Below are 15,165 nucleotides of genomic sequence, written 5' to 3'. Positions count from 1 at the left end.
TCGCCTAATTTCAACACCCCCGTAAGAGAATTGAACGGTACGTTTCATTGTTTTCTCTATTTCGTATCCTCGTTCTTTATAGGAATGGATTAGTTCCAAATCAATCATTTCTATTGCTTTAGAAACCAACTCACACATGACTTGTGGAAGGTACTGATCTAATCGTATTTCACTGTCTATTAATGTTTCAGAATCCTTTAATATACTGGCAATTTCTGCTATAATTTGATTCATAAGAAGACCTCTTTTCTGGATTTGTGGTTATCTCTAGATTAAGGGTCTTCTTTCTTTTTGTCTACTTTAATTTCTTGCCCTACTATTTTACTTTCCGACAACTATTTTACACATAGTGAAAAAGGATAAGTCACATCGTCAAAGAAAGTTTTATTTTAAGGTGAACACACGCTTTGTAATATGTTAAAATGAAAGTGAGAAACAAGGAGGAGAGCGTATGACTAAAGAGACTGAAGTATGGACTGATGAACAGATTCAGGATGTAAAAAATCGGATCATGCAGGCAATGGAACAAGTGATCGATCCTGAATTAGGAATCGATATTGTCAACTTGGGCCTTATATATGAAGTTAATGTGTTTAATGGTGGATACTGCGAGATGAAAATAACACTGACCACAATGGGATGTCCGCTGGCAGATGTCATAACTGAGGATATTCTTAATGCAATGAAAACTGTACCCGAAATTACAGAAACTGACGTTAAACTGGTCTGGTATCCAGCATGGGATACGACCCGTATGAGCAGATATGCTAGAATTGCGTTAGGAATCAGATAAAGTCAGCTCTCAATGACGCTATCACAGGCATGCATGTGCCTAATACGCTGCATTGAGGGCTTTATTCTGTTCAAAATGCTGGAGGAATGTCAAAGGTGGAAGGTGATGGAATGGAATTTACTCCTCTTCAAGTGTTCAGTTCATACACATTATTAAAAAGCACACTGTCGGTGCCTTCTATAATCAGTCAGGCTAAAAAGCTCGGCTATACATCCATTGCACTTACAGATAAGCATGTCATGTACGGAGCAGTGGAATTTTATAAAGAAGCAGTCAGACAGAAGATGAAACCTCTTATTGGCTTGACTGTTGATTTGACCGCCAGCGATGTCTGGGATGGAGAAACTGAGATAGTTCTGATTGCAAATAATAATAGTGGTTATCAGGAACTTATGTCTCTTTCTACCGATATTATGCTTCGTCATCAAACCGTTGACATCAATCGATTATCTTCGATCAGTGAGAATGTGAGTATCGTTTTACCTGCCACCAGTATTATGCTGGAAGGTCTGAAGCAGGACGCTGAAGCTGTTCGGTCGTTTATACGTACACTTTCCGAGCACTGTCCGGCACTAAGTATAGGGATCAGCTGGGACGATGCTTATCAGTCGGAAATAAGGAGTCTGCAGGAGATGGCTGATGCTGTAGACGTTACATTAGTGATTAGTGAATCTGTTTATCTGAATGATGAAAGCGATCAGTCTGCGATAAAAGTTCTTCATGCGATCGAAAACGGCTTAACTATTGAAGAAGATGAATTTATGCATCGCAATGGATCAGGTTATCTAAAAAATAAAAGCGAGCAATTAAGCTACTATGGTTCTGTAGGGCTGACTGAAGCTCTTGACAATACTCACAATCTTATTGATAAATGTAAGCTGTCATTTGAATGGGAAACAAGACTTCCGGAATTTAATACACCAGATAACCTAAATTCAGTGCAGTATCTTGAGAATATTTCCTTTGAATGGCTGTCGAAGCGAGTACCTGATTATGACGACAGGTATAAGAGACGACTGACAAAAGAATTGACGGTAATCAGCAAAATGGGCTTTGCGGATTATTTTCTGATAGTCTGGGATCTGATGAAATTTGCTCATGATAATCAGATCGTAACAGGATCAGGAAGGGGATCTGCTGCAGGCTCTCTAGTTTCTTATGTCCTTAAGATTACAGATGTGGACCCTATAAAATATGATTTACTTTTCGACAGATTTCTGAATGAAGAGCGATTTACTTTACCGGATATCGATCTTGATTTCCCTGACAATAAGCGAGAAATGATTTTATCGTATGTATTTGAAAAATATGGGAGTGATCATGTAGCTCAAATAGCGACATTCGGCACATTTGCTGCAAAGATGGCGGTCAGAGACAGCGGAAGAGTTTTTGGATTGACAACAGACAATCTTAAGAAATGGTCTAAGGCCATTCCGTCACGCCCGGGAGTCACGTTAAAAGAAGCCTATAAAGAATCAGATAAATTAAAGGGGTTAGTAAAGGAATCAGAGATGAATTTGATGCTGTTTAAAACAGCTGTAAAACTCGAAGGACTCCCCAGACATGTATCCACACATGCTGCAGGAGTTGTCATCTCCAAGGACCCTCTTACTTTGTCAACACCGCTTCAGGAAGGCAGTGGGGTCATGCCGTTGACGCAGTTTACGATGGGCGATGTCGAGACTGTGGGTCTTTTGAAGATGGACTTTCTTGGATTGAAGAACCTGACGATACTAGCTGATTGCCTTTCACTTTCAGGCCTGAACAGACGGTCTATAGACGATAGCCTTGCAGCAATATCTTTAGACGATCCAAAAACTTTAGACTTGTTTAGAACAGCTGATACAAATGGTATTTTTCAGTTTGAGTCTGCCGGGATACAAAGAGTACTTAAAAAACTTGGGCCAACTGAATTTGAAGATATAGTCGCTGTCAATGCATTGTACAGACCAGGTCCTATGGAGCAGATCGATCATTTCATTGCCCGAAAAAAAGGCAAAGAACCGGTTGAATACATTCATGATGATCTGAAAGAAATTTTATCAGTCACGTATGGCGTTATAGTCTATCAGGAACAAGTAATGAAAGTTGCTTCAAAAATCGCAGGATACACCTTGTCAGAAGCTGATATACTGAGAAGAGCGATTTCAAAGAAGATAAAAGATGAAATAGATGCAGGGCGCAACCAATTTGTTGCTGGCGCCAAGGAAAGAGGGTATCAGGAAGAAGATGCCGAGGCGATATACACGCATATAGAAAGGTTCGCCAATTACGGCTTCAACCGATCTCACGCAGTATCTTATTCAAAACTGGCTTTCCAGTTAGCTTATTTCAAGGCACATTATCCCGCAGCATTTTATGTTGCACTTATGCGCTCCACTTCCAATAGCAGAGAAAAGGTCAGAAAGTATTTAATGGAAGCTAAGCAGCGGGGACTGCCGCTCGTGAAACCCTCTATTAATTCCAGCTGGTATTCCTTTACTGTCAGCAATGGATCGATTATTTTTGGGCTGGATACGGTGAAAGGTTTGAGAAGAGAGTTCCTTAGTCATATAATGAATGAGAGAAAAGCTAATGGCCCATTCAAGGATCTGATGTCTTTCGTGAGCAGGCTGGATGATAAGTGGCGCAAAGAGCAGATGATCCTGCCGCTAATCAAGGCAGGGTGTTTTGATGAGCTGGGAACGAACAGAAATACACTTATTCATGCATTAGTATCTGTTATTGACAGTATCAAGATGAGTAATGGGAATACAGAACTTTTCGAATCACTTGCTCCTAGAATGGAACAGTTGCCTGATCTTTCTTTCAAGGAAAAGCTACAGCAGGAGTTTGAGGTGACTGGTTTTTACCTATCTGGGCATCCTACAGAACAATACGCGCAGAGTACGACTGATTTTCTTGCTGTATCTGAAGCCGGACGTTTTTCTACCTATATTATTCAGGTTGAAGCCATGAAAAAAATACAGACTAAACGTGGAGAACCAATGGCTTTCATGGATGTGTCGGATTCCTCCGGTGAAGGCACGGTCATTCTGTTTCCTGATGTTTATAGAAGGGTCTCCCGATTATGCAAGGAAGGTGCGCTTCTCCAAGTAAGGGGAAAAGCAGAGTGGAAAGGCGATAGAATCAACGTCATTGCTAGCACAGTTGAAATGCTGATAGAAAAAGAATCTGCGCACAAAGGGCTGTTCCTAAGAATCAGGGATATTGACCAGGACAGAAACAGGCTTCAGGAGATCTTAGCTATAGTGTCAAAAAGATCTGGGTCTGTACCCGTTATTATTTATGATCCTGCTACAGAGAGAAAAGAAAAGCTTAAAAGCAAATTCAATGTGCAGCCTGACGAAGAGCTGCTCAATGAATTGATAGATGCATTAGGAAAAGAGAATGTTTTTCTGAAATAATCAGCATTAAATCCGTTTATCTCTGGATTTTAAAAGACAAGACCGGTTAAAAATGATAAAATAATAAATGTATGTAAATAAATGATGGTTTAAGGTAAAATATCATAGGGTGAAACATGTTGAATGATGACCTGAGGTATTTTACATATCTCTGTGAGTTTCTGACAGGGAATGAAGAAAATTTGCATTGAAGGTGGAAATGAGATGAAAAGAATTGGCGTTCTTACAAGTGGAGGAGACGCTCCCGGAATGAATGCTGCCATACGTGCTGTTGTAAGGAAGGCATTGCATGAAGGCATGGAAGTATATGGTGTAAATTACGGATATGCCGGCCTTGTTGCCGGTGATATCAGAAAACTGACACGAAGAGATGTCGGTGACATGATTCAGCGAGGAGGAACTTTCTTATATTCTGCGAGGTATCCTCAGTTCGCAACTGAAGAAGGACAGCTGAAAGGAATCGAACAGCTTAAGCGCTTTGGCATTGAGGGACTAGTCGTCATCGGTGGAGACGGGTCTTACCGCGGGGCATATGCTTTGACTAAACGTGGTTTTCCATGTGTCGGCATCCCCGGAACGATCGATAATGACATTGCAGGAACTGATTACACGATCGGATTCGATACAACAATCAATACAGTGCTTGATGCACTGGATAGGATCAGAGATACAGCTACATCCCATGTCCGCACTTTCGTCATTGAGGTGATGGGTCGAGATGCGGGAGATATCGCTTTGTGGACTGGTGTTGCCAGTGGTGCAGAGCAGATCATTGTTCCTGAGAAAGGCTTCGATATTACAGAAGTAGCTGATAACATCCGAGAAGGAAAAGAGAAAGGCAAAAAGCACAGCATCATTATCCTGGCCGAGGGAGTGATGGGCGGCAATGAGTTTGCTGAAAAGCTGGATGCTATTGATAATTTCCATGTCAGAGTAACTGTTCTAGGGCACGTTCAGCGAGGTGGTTCGCCTACAGCTAGAGACAGAGTGCTTGCTTCTCAATTTGGAGCTAAAGCAGTAGATGTCCTTAAAGAAGGAAAAGGCGGGGTCTGTCTGGGTATAGTCAACGAGAAGATCATAGTCAGAGATATCGTTGAAACATTGGACAACATGACTCACACACCTAATATGGACTTGTTTAAGTTGAATGAGGAAATATCCAACTAACCATACCTCTAAGGTTGGAGTGCTTTAAGTCATCATTTATATAAATGCAACACCAAATACTATTTTTTAGGAGAGTCAGATAATGAAGAAGACGAAAATTGTTTGTACCATCGGACCGGCAAGTGAATCACTTGATACATTAGTTAAACTGATTGAAGCAGGAATGAACGTCGCGAGACTTAACTTTTCACACGGCGATCATGAAGAGCACCTGAACCGTATCAACAACATTCGAAAAGCATCTGAACAGACAGGTAAAATGGTCGGTATCATGCTTGATACGAAAGGTCCTGAAATTAGAACGAACAACATGAAAGACGGAAAAGTGACCATTACTAAAGGGGACACTGTTCGCGTTTCAATGAATGAAGTAGAAGGAACAAATGAGCGTTTCTCAGTCACTTATCCGGACTTGATCAACGATGTCACTCCTGGTTCAAGCATTCTTCTAGATGATGGTCTGATCAACCTGATGGTAACAGATATCGATCGTGAAAACGAAGATATTGTTACTACTGCTCAGAACACAGGAGATCTTAAGAATAAAAAGGGTGTAAACGTTCCTGGCGTGTCAGTCAATCTGCCTGGACTGACTGACAAAGACCGTTCTGACATCATGTTCGGACTGGAGAACAATATAGATTATATTGCTGCTTCATTTGTCAGACGACCTTCTGATGTACTTGAAATTACTGAAATACTTGAAAAAGAAGACAAAATGCATGTTCAGATCATTCCTAAGATTGAAAACCAGGAAGGTGTAGACAACCTGGAAGAAATTCTTAAGATTTCTGATGGACTGATGGTTGCTCGTGGTGACCTTGGTGTGGAAATCCCAACTGAGGACGTGCCAATTGTTCAAAAACGTATGATCCGCCTATGTAACGATGCAGGTAAACCGGTCATTACAGCAACTCAGATGCTGGATTCAATGCAGACAAATCCTCGTCCGACAAGAGCTGAAGCTTCAGACGTAGCGAATGCTATCTTTGACGGCTCGGATGCAATCATGCTTTCAGGAGAAACTGCTGCAGGAGATTATCCTGTAGAGGCTGTACAGACAATGCACAACATTGCTATACGTACTGAAGCTGCTTTGATTAACCAAGATACATTTGCACTTAAGGCTTACGATCAGAACGACATGACTGAAGCAATCGGTCAGGCTGTAGGGCATACTGCTAAAAACCTGAACATCTCAACAATTGTTGCTGCTACTGAATCAGGACATACTGCACGCATGATTTCAAAATTCAGACCCAAAGCTGACATCCTTGCGGTTACATTCAGTGAAGAAACAGCTAGAGGACTGGCGTTGCAGTGGGGAGTACAGCCGACTGTATCTGAGAAACCGACATCAACTGACGACATGTTCAACCTGGCTACTCAGACTACTGTAGAGAAAGGGTACGCTAAAGAAGGCGACCTGATCATTATTACTGCAGGTGTTCCAGTAGGTGAGCGTGGAACGACTAACGTTATGAAGATTCAGCTTATCGGATCTAAACTGACAAGCGGTCAAGGTGTCGGATCTGAATCAGTTATCGGAAAAGCAATTGTGGCCGGTTCTGCTGAGGAAGCTATGGAAAAAGCAATTGAAGGTGGCATACTGGTTGTCAAGAACACTGACAAGGATTATCTGCCGGCTATTGAAAAATCTGCAGCTATCGTTGTAGAACAAGGCGGACTGACTTCTCATGCCGCTGTTATCGGTATCGCAATGGGTATCCCAGTGATCGTTTCTGCAGAAAATGCTACGGAACTGATTGAACAGGATGAGCTCATCACTGTTGACGCAAGACGTGGAATCATCTACCGTGGAGCGACAACTGCCATCTAATTGATTTAACGAAAGAAATGATATAAACATCAAAAAAAGATGAGATAATGATTGATAGGAATCGGACATACTCTGTTTGCTGACTCAGCTGTCCATAATGATTCTTCCAAGTCATTGTCTCGTCTTTTTTAAACTGAAATAAAGGAGATAAACATGAATAATAATTTAGCTAAAGAAATAACCGCTATAGTCACAGATAAGCATAATGATCAGCTTTTTGTACAAAAAGACGGAATCACATACAAAGTGCTGTCCGGCGACTCTGCTGAAATTGGAGACGTACTGAAAGGCTTTGTCTATTCAGACAAAAATGATCAGCTGGTTTTTACCAGTGATATTCCAGCGATTCGACCAGGGATATACGGATGGGGAGAGGTCGTTAAAGTCAATCGTAAACTTGGCGTATTTGTGAATATAGGATGGGAAGAAAAGGATGTAGTCGTCTCAATGGATGACTTGCCTGCCGAAGGAAGACTGTGGCCTAAAGAAGGAAACAGGCTTTATCTGACTGTTACAACAGACTCTAAAGACCGTATCTGGGGGAAACCAGCAGATGAAGAGGCGTTCTTTGAAGACTACGTAGAAGGCACGAAAGACATGCATAACAATAATGTAAGCGGCATTGTTTTTCACTTGAAGAAAAGCGGAACGTATGCGGTCACTGAAGATAAGCACATTCTGTTTGTGCATCCGAGTGAACGGGAGCAGGAACCGAAACTGGGAGAAACTATTTCAGGAAGAGTTATCGGTCTGAGAGAAGATGGGGTACTGTATACCTCACTAAAACCTAGAGCACATGAAGTGATGGAAGAAGATGCATTGATGCTCCTGGAAGTACTTAAGCGTTCAGAAGACCATTCTATTCCTTTCCATAATAAAACAGATCCGGAAGTTATAAAACAGCAGTTCGGTATCAGCAAAGGCCAGTTCAAACGTGCTGTCGGCAGGCTGATGAAAAAGGGACTGGTCAATCAGGATGATAATGGGACTAATCTGATCAGAATGCCTGAAGAGGACTAGAATAGTAGTTGAGACTTAGTGTCGATTATTTTATACTTATTCTAAAGAATAAGATGAATAATCGGAATACTTTGTAATCATTATCAACTAAGGGAGTTCATCATGAAAAAACTAGACTCTTCATTTAAACTAATCAAGGAAAAGCTTCATAAAGCCGGATTTAAACTGACTCCACAGAGGGAACTGACAGTGGAAGTGCTGCTTGAAAAAGAAAAGGACCATTTGAGTGCAGAAGAAATTTATCTGCTAGTCAAGGCCAAGAATACCGGCATCGGTCTAGCTACAGTTTACCGAACGCTAGAAATACTTACAGAGCTGCAGATCATCAACAAGCTGACTTTTCAGGACGGGATTGCCAGGTACGACCTGAACATGGGAAGTGACAAACATCAGCACCATCACTTACTCTGCCTTAAATGCGGCAGCATTGAAGAAGTGAAGCAGGATATGCTGTTTGAAATCGAAAAGGAAATTGAAAGAGATTATCACTTTCTCGTTAAGGACCATCGTCTGACTTTTCACGGAATCTGCAGAAACTGTGCAGAGCAGGACAAGGAAGATGAGAGCGATGTCAATGTCAATGGATAGACAACCGCTTGAAGATTATCTCATCTATCTCAAGGTTGAAAAAGGGCTGGCTCCTAACACTGTTGAGAGTTATCAGAGAGATATCAAACACTACGTAGATTATTTGAACAAACAAGGGATAGTCAGCTGGGAGGAGATCGATCGCTATGTTCTCCTCTCTTTCTTTAGTGAGGAAAGACAATCTGATAAGTCAGATAATACGATAATCAGGCAGTTTTCCAGTCTGAGAAAATTTCATCAGTTTTTAAAGCAGGAAGGACTCACTTCAGAAGATCCGATGCTGTATGTCAAGACGCCAAAAAAAGCTGAGACACTGCCTAAAATTATTTCTATGAACGATATAGACCGGCTGCTGGAAACGCCGGATACAACGAAACCTTTAGGAATAAGAGACCGTGCAATGCTGGAAGTCCTCTATGCATCGGGGCTCAGGATCACTGAACTGATCGAACTGACGACTGAGGATATTCATCTGTCGATGAAACTGATTAAAATCGTTGGTAAGGGGAATAAGGAGAGACTCATTCCAATTGGTGAAATGGGGTGCAAGTGGCTTGAGTATTATATGGAAAGCGCGCGTCCATTTTTATTGAACAAGGCAAGGAAAGAAACCTCCGTTATCTTTCTCAATTCCAGGGGGGCACCCTTGTCAAGGCAAGGGGTGTGGAAAAAAATCAGACAACTGAAACAGGAAGCGGGAATCAGGGCTTCGATTACGCCTCATACCTTGAGGCATTCCTTTGCTACTCATCTTCTGGAGAATGGCGCAGATTTAAGAGTAGTTCAGGAGCTTCTGGGGCATTCCGATGTGTCTACAACACAGATTTATACACATATTACCAAACATCGCTTAAAGGATATTTATGGAAAATACCATCCGAGAGCCTGAATAAGATGAGTAAATGATAAAAAATCTATCATATATAAGGCCCGACTTTCATGTATTCTTGCTTTTTCAGTTGACCTGATTTATTCTGAATGAAAGACAATCTAGGAGGACATAGTATGTCATTTAAACGAATACACTTAATGGTACTGGACTCTGTCGGTATCGGCGAAGCACCTGATGCCAAAGAGTTCAATGATGAAGGCGCTCACACACTAGGCCATATAGCAGAAGAAGCTGGTCTTCATCTGCCACATATGCAGGCAATGGGGTTAGGCAACATTGCTCCGCTTAAAGGGATCGATCCAGTTGATGATACTTCTGCTTATTATACAAAATTAGAAGAGGTATCAGTTGGTAAAGATACGATGACTGGCCACTGGGAAATTATGGGACTGCACATTGATAAGCCTTTCCGCGTATTTCCTGACGGTTTCCCGGCTGAGCTGATCGATCAGATCGAAAAGCATACCGGCCGTAAAATAGTCGGGAACAAACCTGCTTCTGGAACTGATATTTTGGATGAATACGGCAAGCATCAGATGGAAACGGGAGATCTGATCGTATATACATCTGCAGACCCTGTCCTTCAGATCGCTGCACATGAAGAAGTAATTCCTCTCGAAGAACTATACGACATTTGTGAATATGTCAGAGAACTTACTAAAGACGAGCCCTATATGATTGGAAGAATCATTGCTCGACCATATGTGGGAGAACCTGGGGACTTTACTCGTACCAGCAACCGCCATGACTACGCATTGGACCCGTTCGGAGAAACTGTGCTGGACAAACTGAAAGCAGCTGGAAAAGATGTAGTAGCTGTAGGTAAAATCAATGATATCTTCAATGGACAAGGCATTACTGATTCCGTGCGTACATCTTCCAACATGGATGGAGTAGATAAACTGCTTGATGTCCTGAAAAAAGACTTTACTGGATTGAGTTTTACCAACCTGGTCGATTTCGACGCCTTATATGGACACAGACGTAATGTAGCAGGCTACAAAGAGGCTCTTGAAGCATTTGATGCACGAGTACCTGAACTCATCAAGGCACTTGATGAAGAGGATCTGCTTATCATAACAGCCGATCATGGGAATGATCCAACTCATCATGGGACCGATCATACACGTGAGTATGTACCACTGCTTGCATTCAGCTCGAAATTTAAAAACCCCGAAGCTCTTCCTCAGGGACACTTTGCTGACATCAGCGCAACTGTTGCGGAAAACTTTGGTGTCGAAGGAACTGGATTCGGAGAAAGTTTTTTAGATAAATTAAACTAGGTAGATTATAAAGATAGTGCTGAAGGAGACTGACTAATGAACGAAACTTACGTAGAAGCTATTGAACACGCTGCAGCTTTTCTGAAAGAAAAAGGAATGGATCATCCTGAAATCGGACTTATTTTAGGATCTGGACTTGGAGAACTTGCTGACGAAGCAGAAAATGCTGTAGAAGTCCTTTACGAAGATATTCCAGGATTCCCTGTGTCAACAGTCGAAGGACACGCCGGCAAGCTTGTATATGGAACACTGGGTGATCGCAAGGTCATTGCTATGCAGGGACGTTTCCACTTTTACGAAGGGTATAGCTTTAAAGAAGTCACTTTCCCTGTCAGAGTGATGAAAGCACTCGGCGTGAGTTCGCTGATGGTGACCAACGCTGCTGGGGGAGTCAATGAATCGTATACACCGGGTGACCTGATGATCATTACTGATCATATCAATATGACTGGTGACAATCCGCTTCTAGGACCAAATGATGCAACATTCGGTCCTCGATTCACCGATATGAGCCAGGCTTACGATAGAGGCTATCAGGAAACAATCGAAAAAGTAGCTAAGGAAAATGATATTGCTATTCAGAAAGGTGTTTATCTTGGTCTGACAGGACCGACTTATGAAACGCCAGCGGAAGTCAGAATGATCCGCGTTCTTGGTGGAGATGCAGTGGGCATGTCAACTGTTCCGGAAGTAATTGTCGCAAGACATGCTGGATTGAGAGTCGCCGGCATCTCATGTATTACAAACTACGCTGCAGGGATGCAGGAATCATTGAACCATGACGAGGTCGTTGAAGTGACGACGCGCGTCCGAGATTCATTCAAGACACTGGTCAAACGTGTTATTGCTGAACTGTAAACAGATCTGAACGTATAAAGAAGATAAAGGAAAGGAGTTCTTAGAAATAACTAAGGACTCCTTTCCTCATATTTTGAAAAAGGAGTCTAAGAGATAACGCCCATGACCAGCATGTGTGTATAAGTGCATATTCTGTACTTTTTTAAAGGAAGTTTGATTTTTCAGCCATATGTAGGTATGATATTCTTGGATGTTTTTTGAACTGAAAAACAGAGCAATCAGGATTCAGACTAAATAGAAATGTGGGATAGAATGACTAATGTTTCAAATGAAAGCAGACTGATGGAGAATATGACCGTCACTAATGATAATCATCTTGAAATCAGTGGGGTTGACTCAGTAGAACTGGCTGAAACATACGGTACGCCTTTATATGTCTATGACATCAGCCTTGTTAAAAAGAAAATCAAAGCATTTAAAGATGCTTTCAAAGCTTATGAAAACAAAAGCCAAGTGGCTTATGCGAGTAAAGCATTTTCATCCCTTGCATTATATGAGATTCTTGCACAAGAAGATGTCTCGCTTGATGTCGTCTCTGGAGGAGAATTGTTTCTGGCAATCAAAGCAGACTTTCCTGCAGAAAGAATTCATTTCCATGGCAACAATAAGTCATGGCAGGAGCTGAGGGAAGCCATCGATTATAATATCGGCTGTATCGTTGTAGATAATTTCGTCGAGTTATCTATGCTGAAAGAACTGACTGAGAGTAAGAAAAAGCAGATGGACGTACTCATCCGGGTCACACCGGGCGTGGCTGCTCACACCCATGATTACATTACGACCGGACAGGAAGACTCTAAATTCGGGTTTGACTTGTCTTCGGATCAGGCCGAACAGGCAATCAGAGAGCTTCAGGATTCCCCTTATTTGACCGTTATCGGTCTGCATGCTCATATAGGCTCACAGATCTTTGAAGTAGACGGGTATCAGGCAGTTATTGCAAAACTGATGGCCAAAGCAAAAGAATGGGAAAATAAATATGATTTTACTCTCTCGGTATTAAATACCGGAGGGGGATTCGGTATCCGTTACACCCAGGAAGATGCGCCGCTGCCACTATCCACTTATGCTGATGCAATCATGGCAGCTGTCAGAGATCAGTCACAGAAGCTGGAAATGGACCTGCCTGAGATCTGGATCGAACCGGGTAGAAGTATTATTGGAGAAGCGGGGACATCTTTATATACGATCGGTACTGAGAAATCAATTCCTGGTATTAGAAAGTACATCTCTGTAGACGGAGGCATGGCTGATAATATTCGTCCTGCTTTATACCAGGCAAAATACACGGGAGTTCTAGCCAATAAAGTGAATGGTGAAAAAACAGAAGAAGTATCTGTCGCAGGTAAAGCTTGTGAAAGCGGAGATATGCTTATCTGGGATCTATCCATTACAAAACCCGCTCAGGATGATATACTGGCTGTATTCAGTACTGGAGCGTACGGCTATTCAATGGCCAGTAACTACAACCGGTTACCGAGACCAGCAGTCGTCTTCGTCGAAGAAGGCAGACATGCGCTAGCAGTTAAACGAGAAACGTATACTGATTTTCTTAACCTGGAAGTTAGCACACAACAGTTTGAGGGATAGGAGGGCGAAAGATGCTCATTAAATATAAATCAGACTACCAGAAAATAACGATGGGACTGCTTTCCTATGTACCTGATCTAAAAGATACTACTCGACTCACAAATGAGATGCAGTGGTACGAACAGGAAGAAAACAGACAGCTTTACCTATGGAAAAGTCAGGAAACCGGTGATCTGGCAGGAGTGATCGGTATTGAAGATGAAGAAGAAATTGTTCTTCTCAGACACATTGCAATCAATCCGTCTTATCGAGAAGAAGGCATGGCGTTTCGAATGCTGACAGCTCTGTCAAGGACCTGTTCACCCAAGAAGATTGTCGGCACACTGGAAACTGCTCCACTCGTCACAAAGTGGAAAAAAGAAGCCGATAGAGATGAATAAAGTAGGGATAGCATATGAGTGAAAAATGGAAAGTCAATCTTGATGTCTTTGAAGGGCCTCTGGATTTACTGCTGCATCTCATAAATAAATATGAGATCGATATTTATGATATACCGATAAAAGAAATAACCGATCAGTACTTGAATTATCTCCACGCAATGCAGATGCTGCAGCTCGACATTGCTGGAGACTATTTAGTAATGGCTGCCACCCTGATGTCGATCAAGAGTCAGCTTCTCCTTCCTCGTAATGATGAGTGGGAAGAAGAAGGCGAACTGTTCGATGTTGAAGAAGACTCTATTGAAAAGCTGCAAGAGCGCCTTCTTGAATATCGCAGAATTAAGTACGCCTCTTCACAACTGTCTGAACGTAGGGATGACAGGGAGCAGTATTATTTAAAAGATCATTCAGATCTTACACAGTATCAGCAGTCCATTCCGTTGAGCCCCAATGAACTGTCACTGGGCGACCTTGTGGGTGTCTTTGGTGAAATGATCAGAAAAAAACAGTGGATGGAGCCTGGGCCGACCACTATTGATCTTGAAGAAATTACGATCAGTGATAAGATAGAATGGCTTGAGAAAAAGTTATCGGAGAACAGACAGAAAATATTATTCATAGACCTGTTCACCGTGCCGACAAAAAAGGAATTCGTCGTCACTTTCTTAGCTGTTCTTGAAATGATAAAAGAAAACAGATTGTTTATTGAACAGAAAGAGTGTTTCGGAGAAATATATCTTAGTTCAGCAGTGGGTCAATGAAAGGAAGCGACAGGCGATGAATGAATTAGGTACATTAGAGGCATTGCTGTTTGTGGCAGGTGAACAAGGAATTACGTTAAATGAACTGGCTCAGCTAACAAAATCGACGATGGACCATACAAAGGTCTGTCTGACTAAGCTGAAAGAGAAATATGAAGGCGATGATACAAGCGGACTGACCCTTCTCGAAACAGCAGATAGTTTCAAGCTTGCAACAAAAAAAGTATACTCACCAGCAATTCAAGTATATGCTCAGTCGCCACTGAGCAAGAAACTGAGTAAAGCCTCTGTTGAGACATTAGCGGTAATTGCTTATAAGCAGCCGATCACACGAATGGAAATCGAAGAAATTAGAGGAGTTCAGCTGTCATCCAGTCTTCAGAAATTGAAGCTCCGTGATCTTATTCAGGAAATTGGAAGACTTGATGCTCCCGGTAAACCTGTACTTTACGGTACGACTGACTATTTTCTCGATTATTTCGGCTTGAACGATTTAACAGAATTACCTGAACTAGAACTGGAAGAAGAATTGACTAATCAGAGTTTATTTGAAGAGTCAGCTGATTTTTAGTTATAGTCTGATACT

At 41.9% G+C, this 15,165-nt stretch carries 14 protein-coding genes; 13 read left to right on the top strand and 1 reads right to left on the bottom strand.

Annotated features, from left to right (window positions below; translation table 11 throughout):
- The coding region (locus BLR76_RS06155) for a hypothetical protein (protein ID WP_143009200.1) at positions 1-234 on the bottom strand (234 nt) is incomplete at its 3' end.
- A gap of 217 nt (positions 235-451) precedes the next feature.
- On the opposite strand from BLR76_RS06155, the gene BLR76_RS06150 reads away from it, so the two are divergent.
- From BLR76_RS06150 to scpB, 13 genes are all read left to right on the top strand, one after another.
- Positions 452-793: a metal-sulfur cluster assembly factor gene (locus BLR76_RS06150; RefSeq protein ID WP_091266826.1), complete on the top strand. Its 342-nt coding sequence runs from the start codon at positions 452-454 to the stop codon at positions 791-793.
- Between the two features lie 86 nt (positions 794-879).
- A complete protein-coding gene (dnaE, locus tag BLR76_RS06145; RefSeq protein WP_091266823.1) occupies positions 880-4,200 on the top strand; it encodes a DNA polymerase III subunit alpha in 3,321 nt (1,106 codons plus the stop codon).
- Positions 4,201-4,404: 204 nt separating this feature from the next.
- The gene (pfkA, locus tag BLR76_RS06140; protein WP_091266821.1) at positions 4,405-5,367 is read left to right on the top strand and encodes a 6-phosphofructokinase; all 963 of its coding nucleotides are present in this window, start codon (positions 4,405-4,407) and stop codon (positions 5,365-5,367) included.
- Positions 5,368-5,449: 82 nt separating this feature from the next.
- Positions 5,450-7,207 carry a pyruvate kinase gene (pyk, locus tag BLR76_RS06135; RefSeq protein WP_091266819.1) on the top strand — a complete coding sequence of 586 codons (1,758 nt, stop codon included), beginning with the start codon at positions 5,450-5,452 and terminating at the stop codon, positions 7,205-7,207.
- Positions 7,208-7,360: 153 nt separating this feature from the next.
- Positions 7,361-8,227, top strand: coding sequence for a CvfB family protein (locus tag BLR76_RS06130; RefSeq protein ID WP_091266817.1), 867 nt, complete (start codon positions 7,361-7,363; stop codon positions 8,225-8,227).
- Positions 8,228-8,329: 102 nt separating this feature from the next.
- Complete coding sequence (gene fur / locus BLR76_RS06125; protein WP_091266814.1) at positions 8,330-8,815, top strand: ferric iron uptake transcriptional regulator; 486 nt, start codon at positions 8,330-8,332, stop codon at positions 8,813-8,815.
- Positions 8,796-9,704: a site-specific tyrosine recombinase XerD gene (gene xerD / locus BLR76_RS06120; RefSeq protein ID WP_245683049.1), complete on the top strand. Its 909-nt coding sequence runs from the start codon at positions 8,796-8,798 to the stop codon at positions 9,702-9,704. Before fur ends, xerD begins: the two co-directional genes overlap by 20 nt.
- A 116-nt stretch (positions 9,705-9,820) precedes the next feature.
- On the top strand, positions 9,821-10,990 hold the full coding sequence (gene deoB / locus BLR76_RS06115; RefSeq protein WP_091266811.1) for a phosphopentomutase: 1,170 nt from the start codon (positions 9,821-9,823) through the stop codon (positions 10,988-10,990).
- Between the two features lie 36 nt (positions 10,991-11,026).
- The gene (locus BLR76_RS06110) at positions 11,027-11,848 is read left to right on the top strand and encodes a purine-nucleoside phosphorylase (RefSeq protein ID WP_091266801.1); all 822 of its coding nucleotides are present in this window, start codon (positions 11,027-11,029) and stop codon (positions 11,846-11,848) included.
- Between the two features lie 252 nt (positions 11,849-12,100).
- Complete coding sequence (gene lysA / locus BLR76_RS06105) at positions 12,101-13,438, top strand: diaminopimelate decarboxylase (RefSeq protein WP_245683048.1); 1,338 nt, start codon at positions 12,101-12,103, stop codon at positions 13,436-13,438.
- 11 nt (positions 13,439-13,449) lie between these two features.
- The gene (locus BLR76_RS06100; RefSeq protein ID WP_091266798.1) at positions 13,450-13,818 is read left to right on the top strand and encodes a GNAT family N-acetyltransferase; all 369 of its coding nucleotides are present in this window, start codon (positions 13,450-13,452) and stop codon (positions 13,816-13,818) included.
- Positions 13,819-13,832: 14 nt separating this feature from the next.
- Positions 13,833-14,579, top strand: coding sequence for a segregation/condensation protein A (locus BLR76_RS06095; protein ID WP_091266795.1), 747 nt, complete (start codon positions 13,833-13,835; stop codon positions 14,577-14,579).
- Positions 14,580-14,595: 16 nt separating this feature from the next.
- Positions 14,596-15,150 carry an SMC-Scp complex subunit ScpB gene (gene scpB, locus BLR76_RS06090; RefSeq protein ID WP_091266791.1) on the top strand — a complete coding sequence of 185 codons (555 nt, stop codon included), beginning with the start codon at positions 14,596-14,598 and terminating at the stop codon, positions 15,148-15,150.
- The last annotated feature ends 15 nt before the right edge of the window (positions 15,151-15,165 follow it).

This window comes from Alkalibacterium thalassium, from assembly GCF_900101165.1.
Classification (GTDB): Bacteria; Bacillota; Bacilli; order Lactobacillales; family Carnobacteriaceae_A; genus Alkalibacterium; species Alkalibacterium indicireducens.
Note: the sequence above shows the minus strand (reverse complement) of the source record. Positions and strands in the feature narration are given on the sequence as shown.

What these genes read in the sequence shown, in the direction of transcription:
- BLR76_RS06110 (WP_091266801.1), top strand. Translation starts at nt 11,027, where the DNA reads ATGAACGAAACTTACGTAGAAGCTATTGAACACGCTGCAGCTTTTCTG.
- dnaE (WP_091266823.1), top strand. Translation starts at nt 880, where the DNA reads ATGTCAAAGGTGGAAGGTGATGGAATGGAATTTACTCCTCTTCAAGTG.
- lysA (WP_245683048.1), top strand. Translation starts at nt 12,101, where the DNA reads ATGACTAATGTTTCAAATGAAAGCAGACTGATGGAGAATATGACCGTC.
- deoB (WP_091266811.1), top strand. Translation starts at nt 9,821, where the DNA reads ATGTCATTTAAACGAATACACTTAATGGTACTGGACTCTGTCGGTATC.
- BLR76_RS06150 (WP_091266826.1), top strand. Translation starts at nt 452, where the DNA reads ATGACTAAAGAGACTGAAGTATGGACTGATGAACAGATTCAGGATGTA.
- BLR76_RS06095 (WP_091266795.1), top strand. Translation starts at nt 13,833, where the DNA reads ATGAGTGAAAAATGGAAAGTCAATCTTGATGTCTTTGAAGGGCCTCTG.
- xerD (WP_245683049.1), top strand. Translation starts at nt 8,796, where the DNA reads ATGTCAATGTCAATGGATAGACAACCGCTTGAAGATTATCTCATCTAT.
- BLR76_RS06130 (WP_091266817.1), top strand. Translation starts at nt 7,361, where the DNA reads ATGAATAATAATTTAGCTAAAGAAATAACCGCTATAGTCACAGATAAG.
- scpB (WP_091266791.1), top strand. Translation starts at nt 14,596, where the DNA reads ATGAATGAATTAGGTACATTAGAGGCATTGCTGTTTGTGGCAGGTGAA.
- pyk (WP_091266819.1), top strand. Translation starts at nt 5,450, where the DNA reads ATGAAGAAGACGAAAATTGTTTGTACCATCGGACCGGCAAGTGAATCA.
- BLR76_RS06100 (WP_091266798.1), top strand. Translation starts at nt 13,450, where the DNA reads ATGCTCATTAAATATAAATCAGACTACCAGAAAATAACGATGGGACTG.
- fur (WP_091266814.1), top strand. Translation starts at nt 8,330, where the DNA reads ATGAAAAAACTAGACTCTTCATTTAAACTAATCAAGGAAAAGCTTCAT.
- pfkA (WP_091266821.1), top strand. Translation starts at nt 4,405, where the DNA reads ATGAAAAGAATTGGCGTTCTTACAAGTGGAGGAGACGCTCCCGGAATG.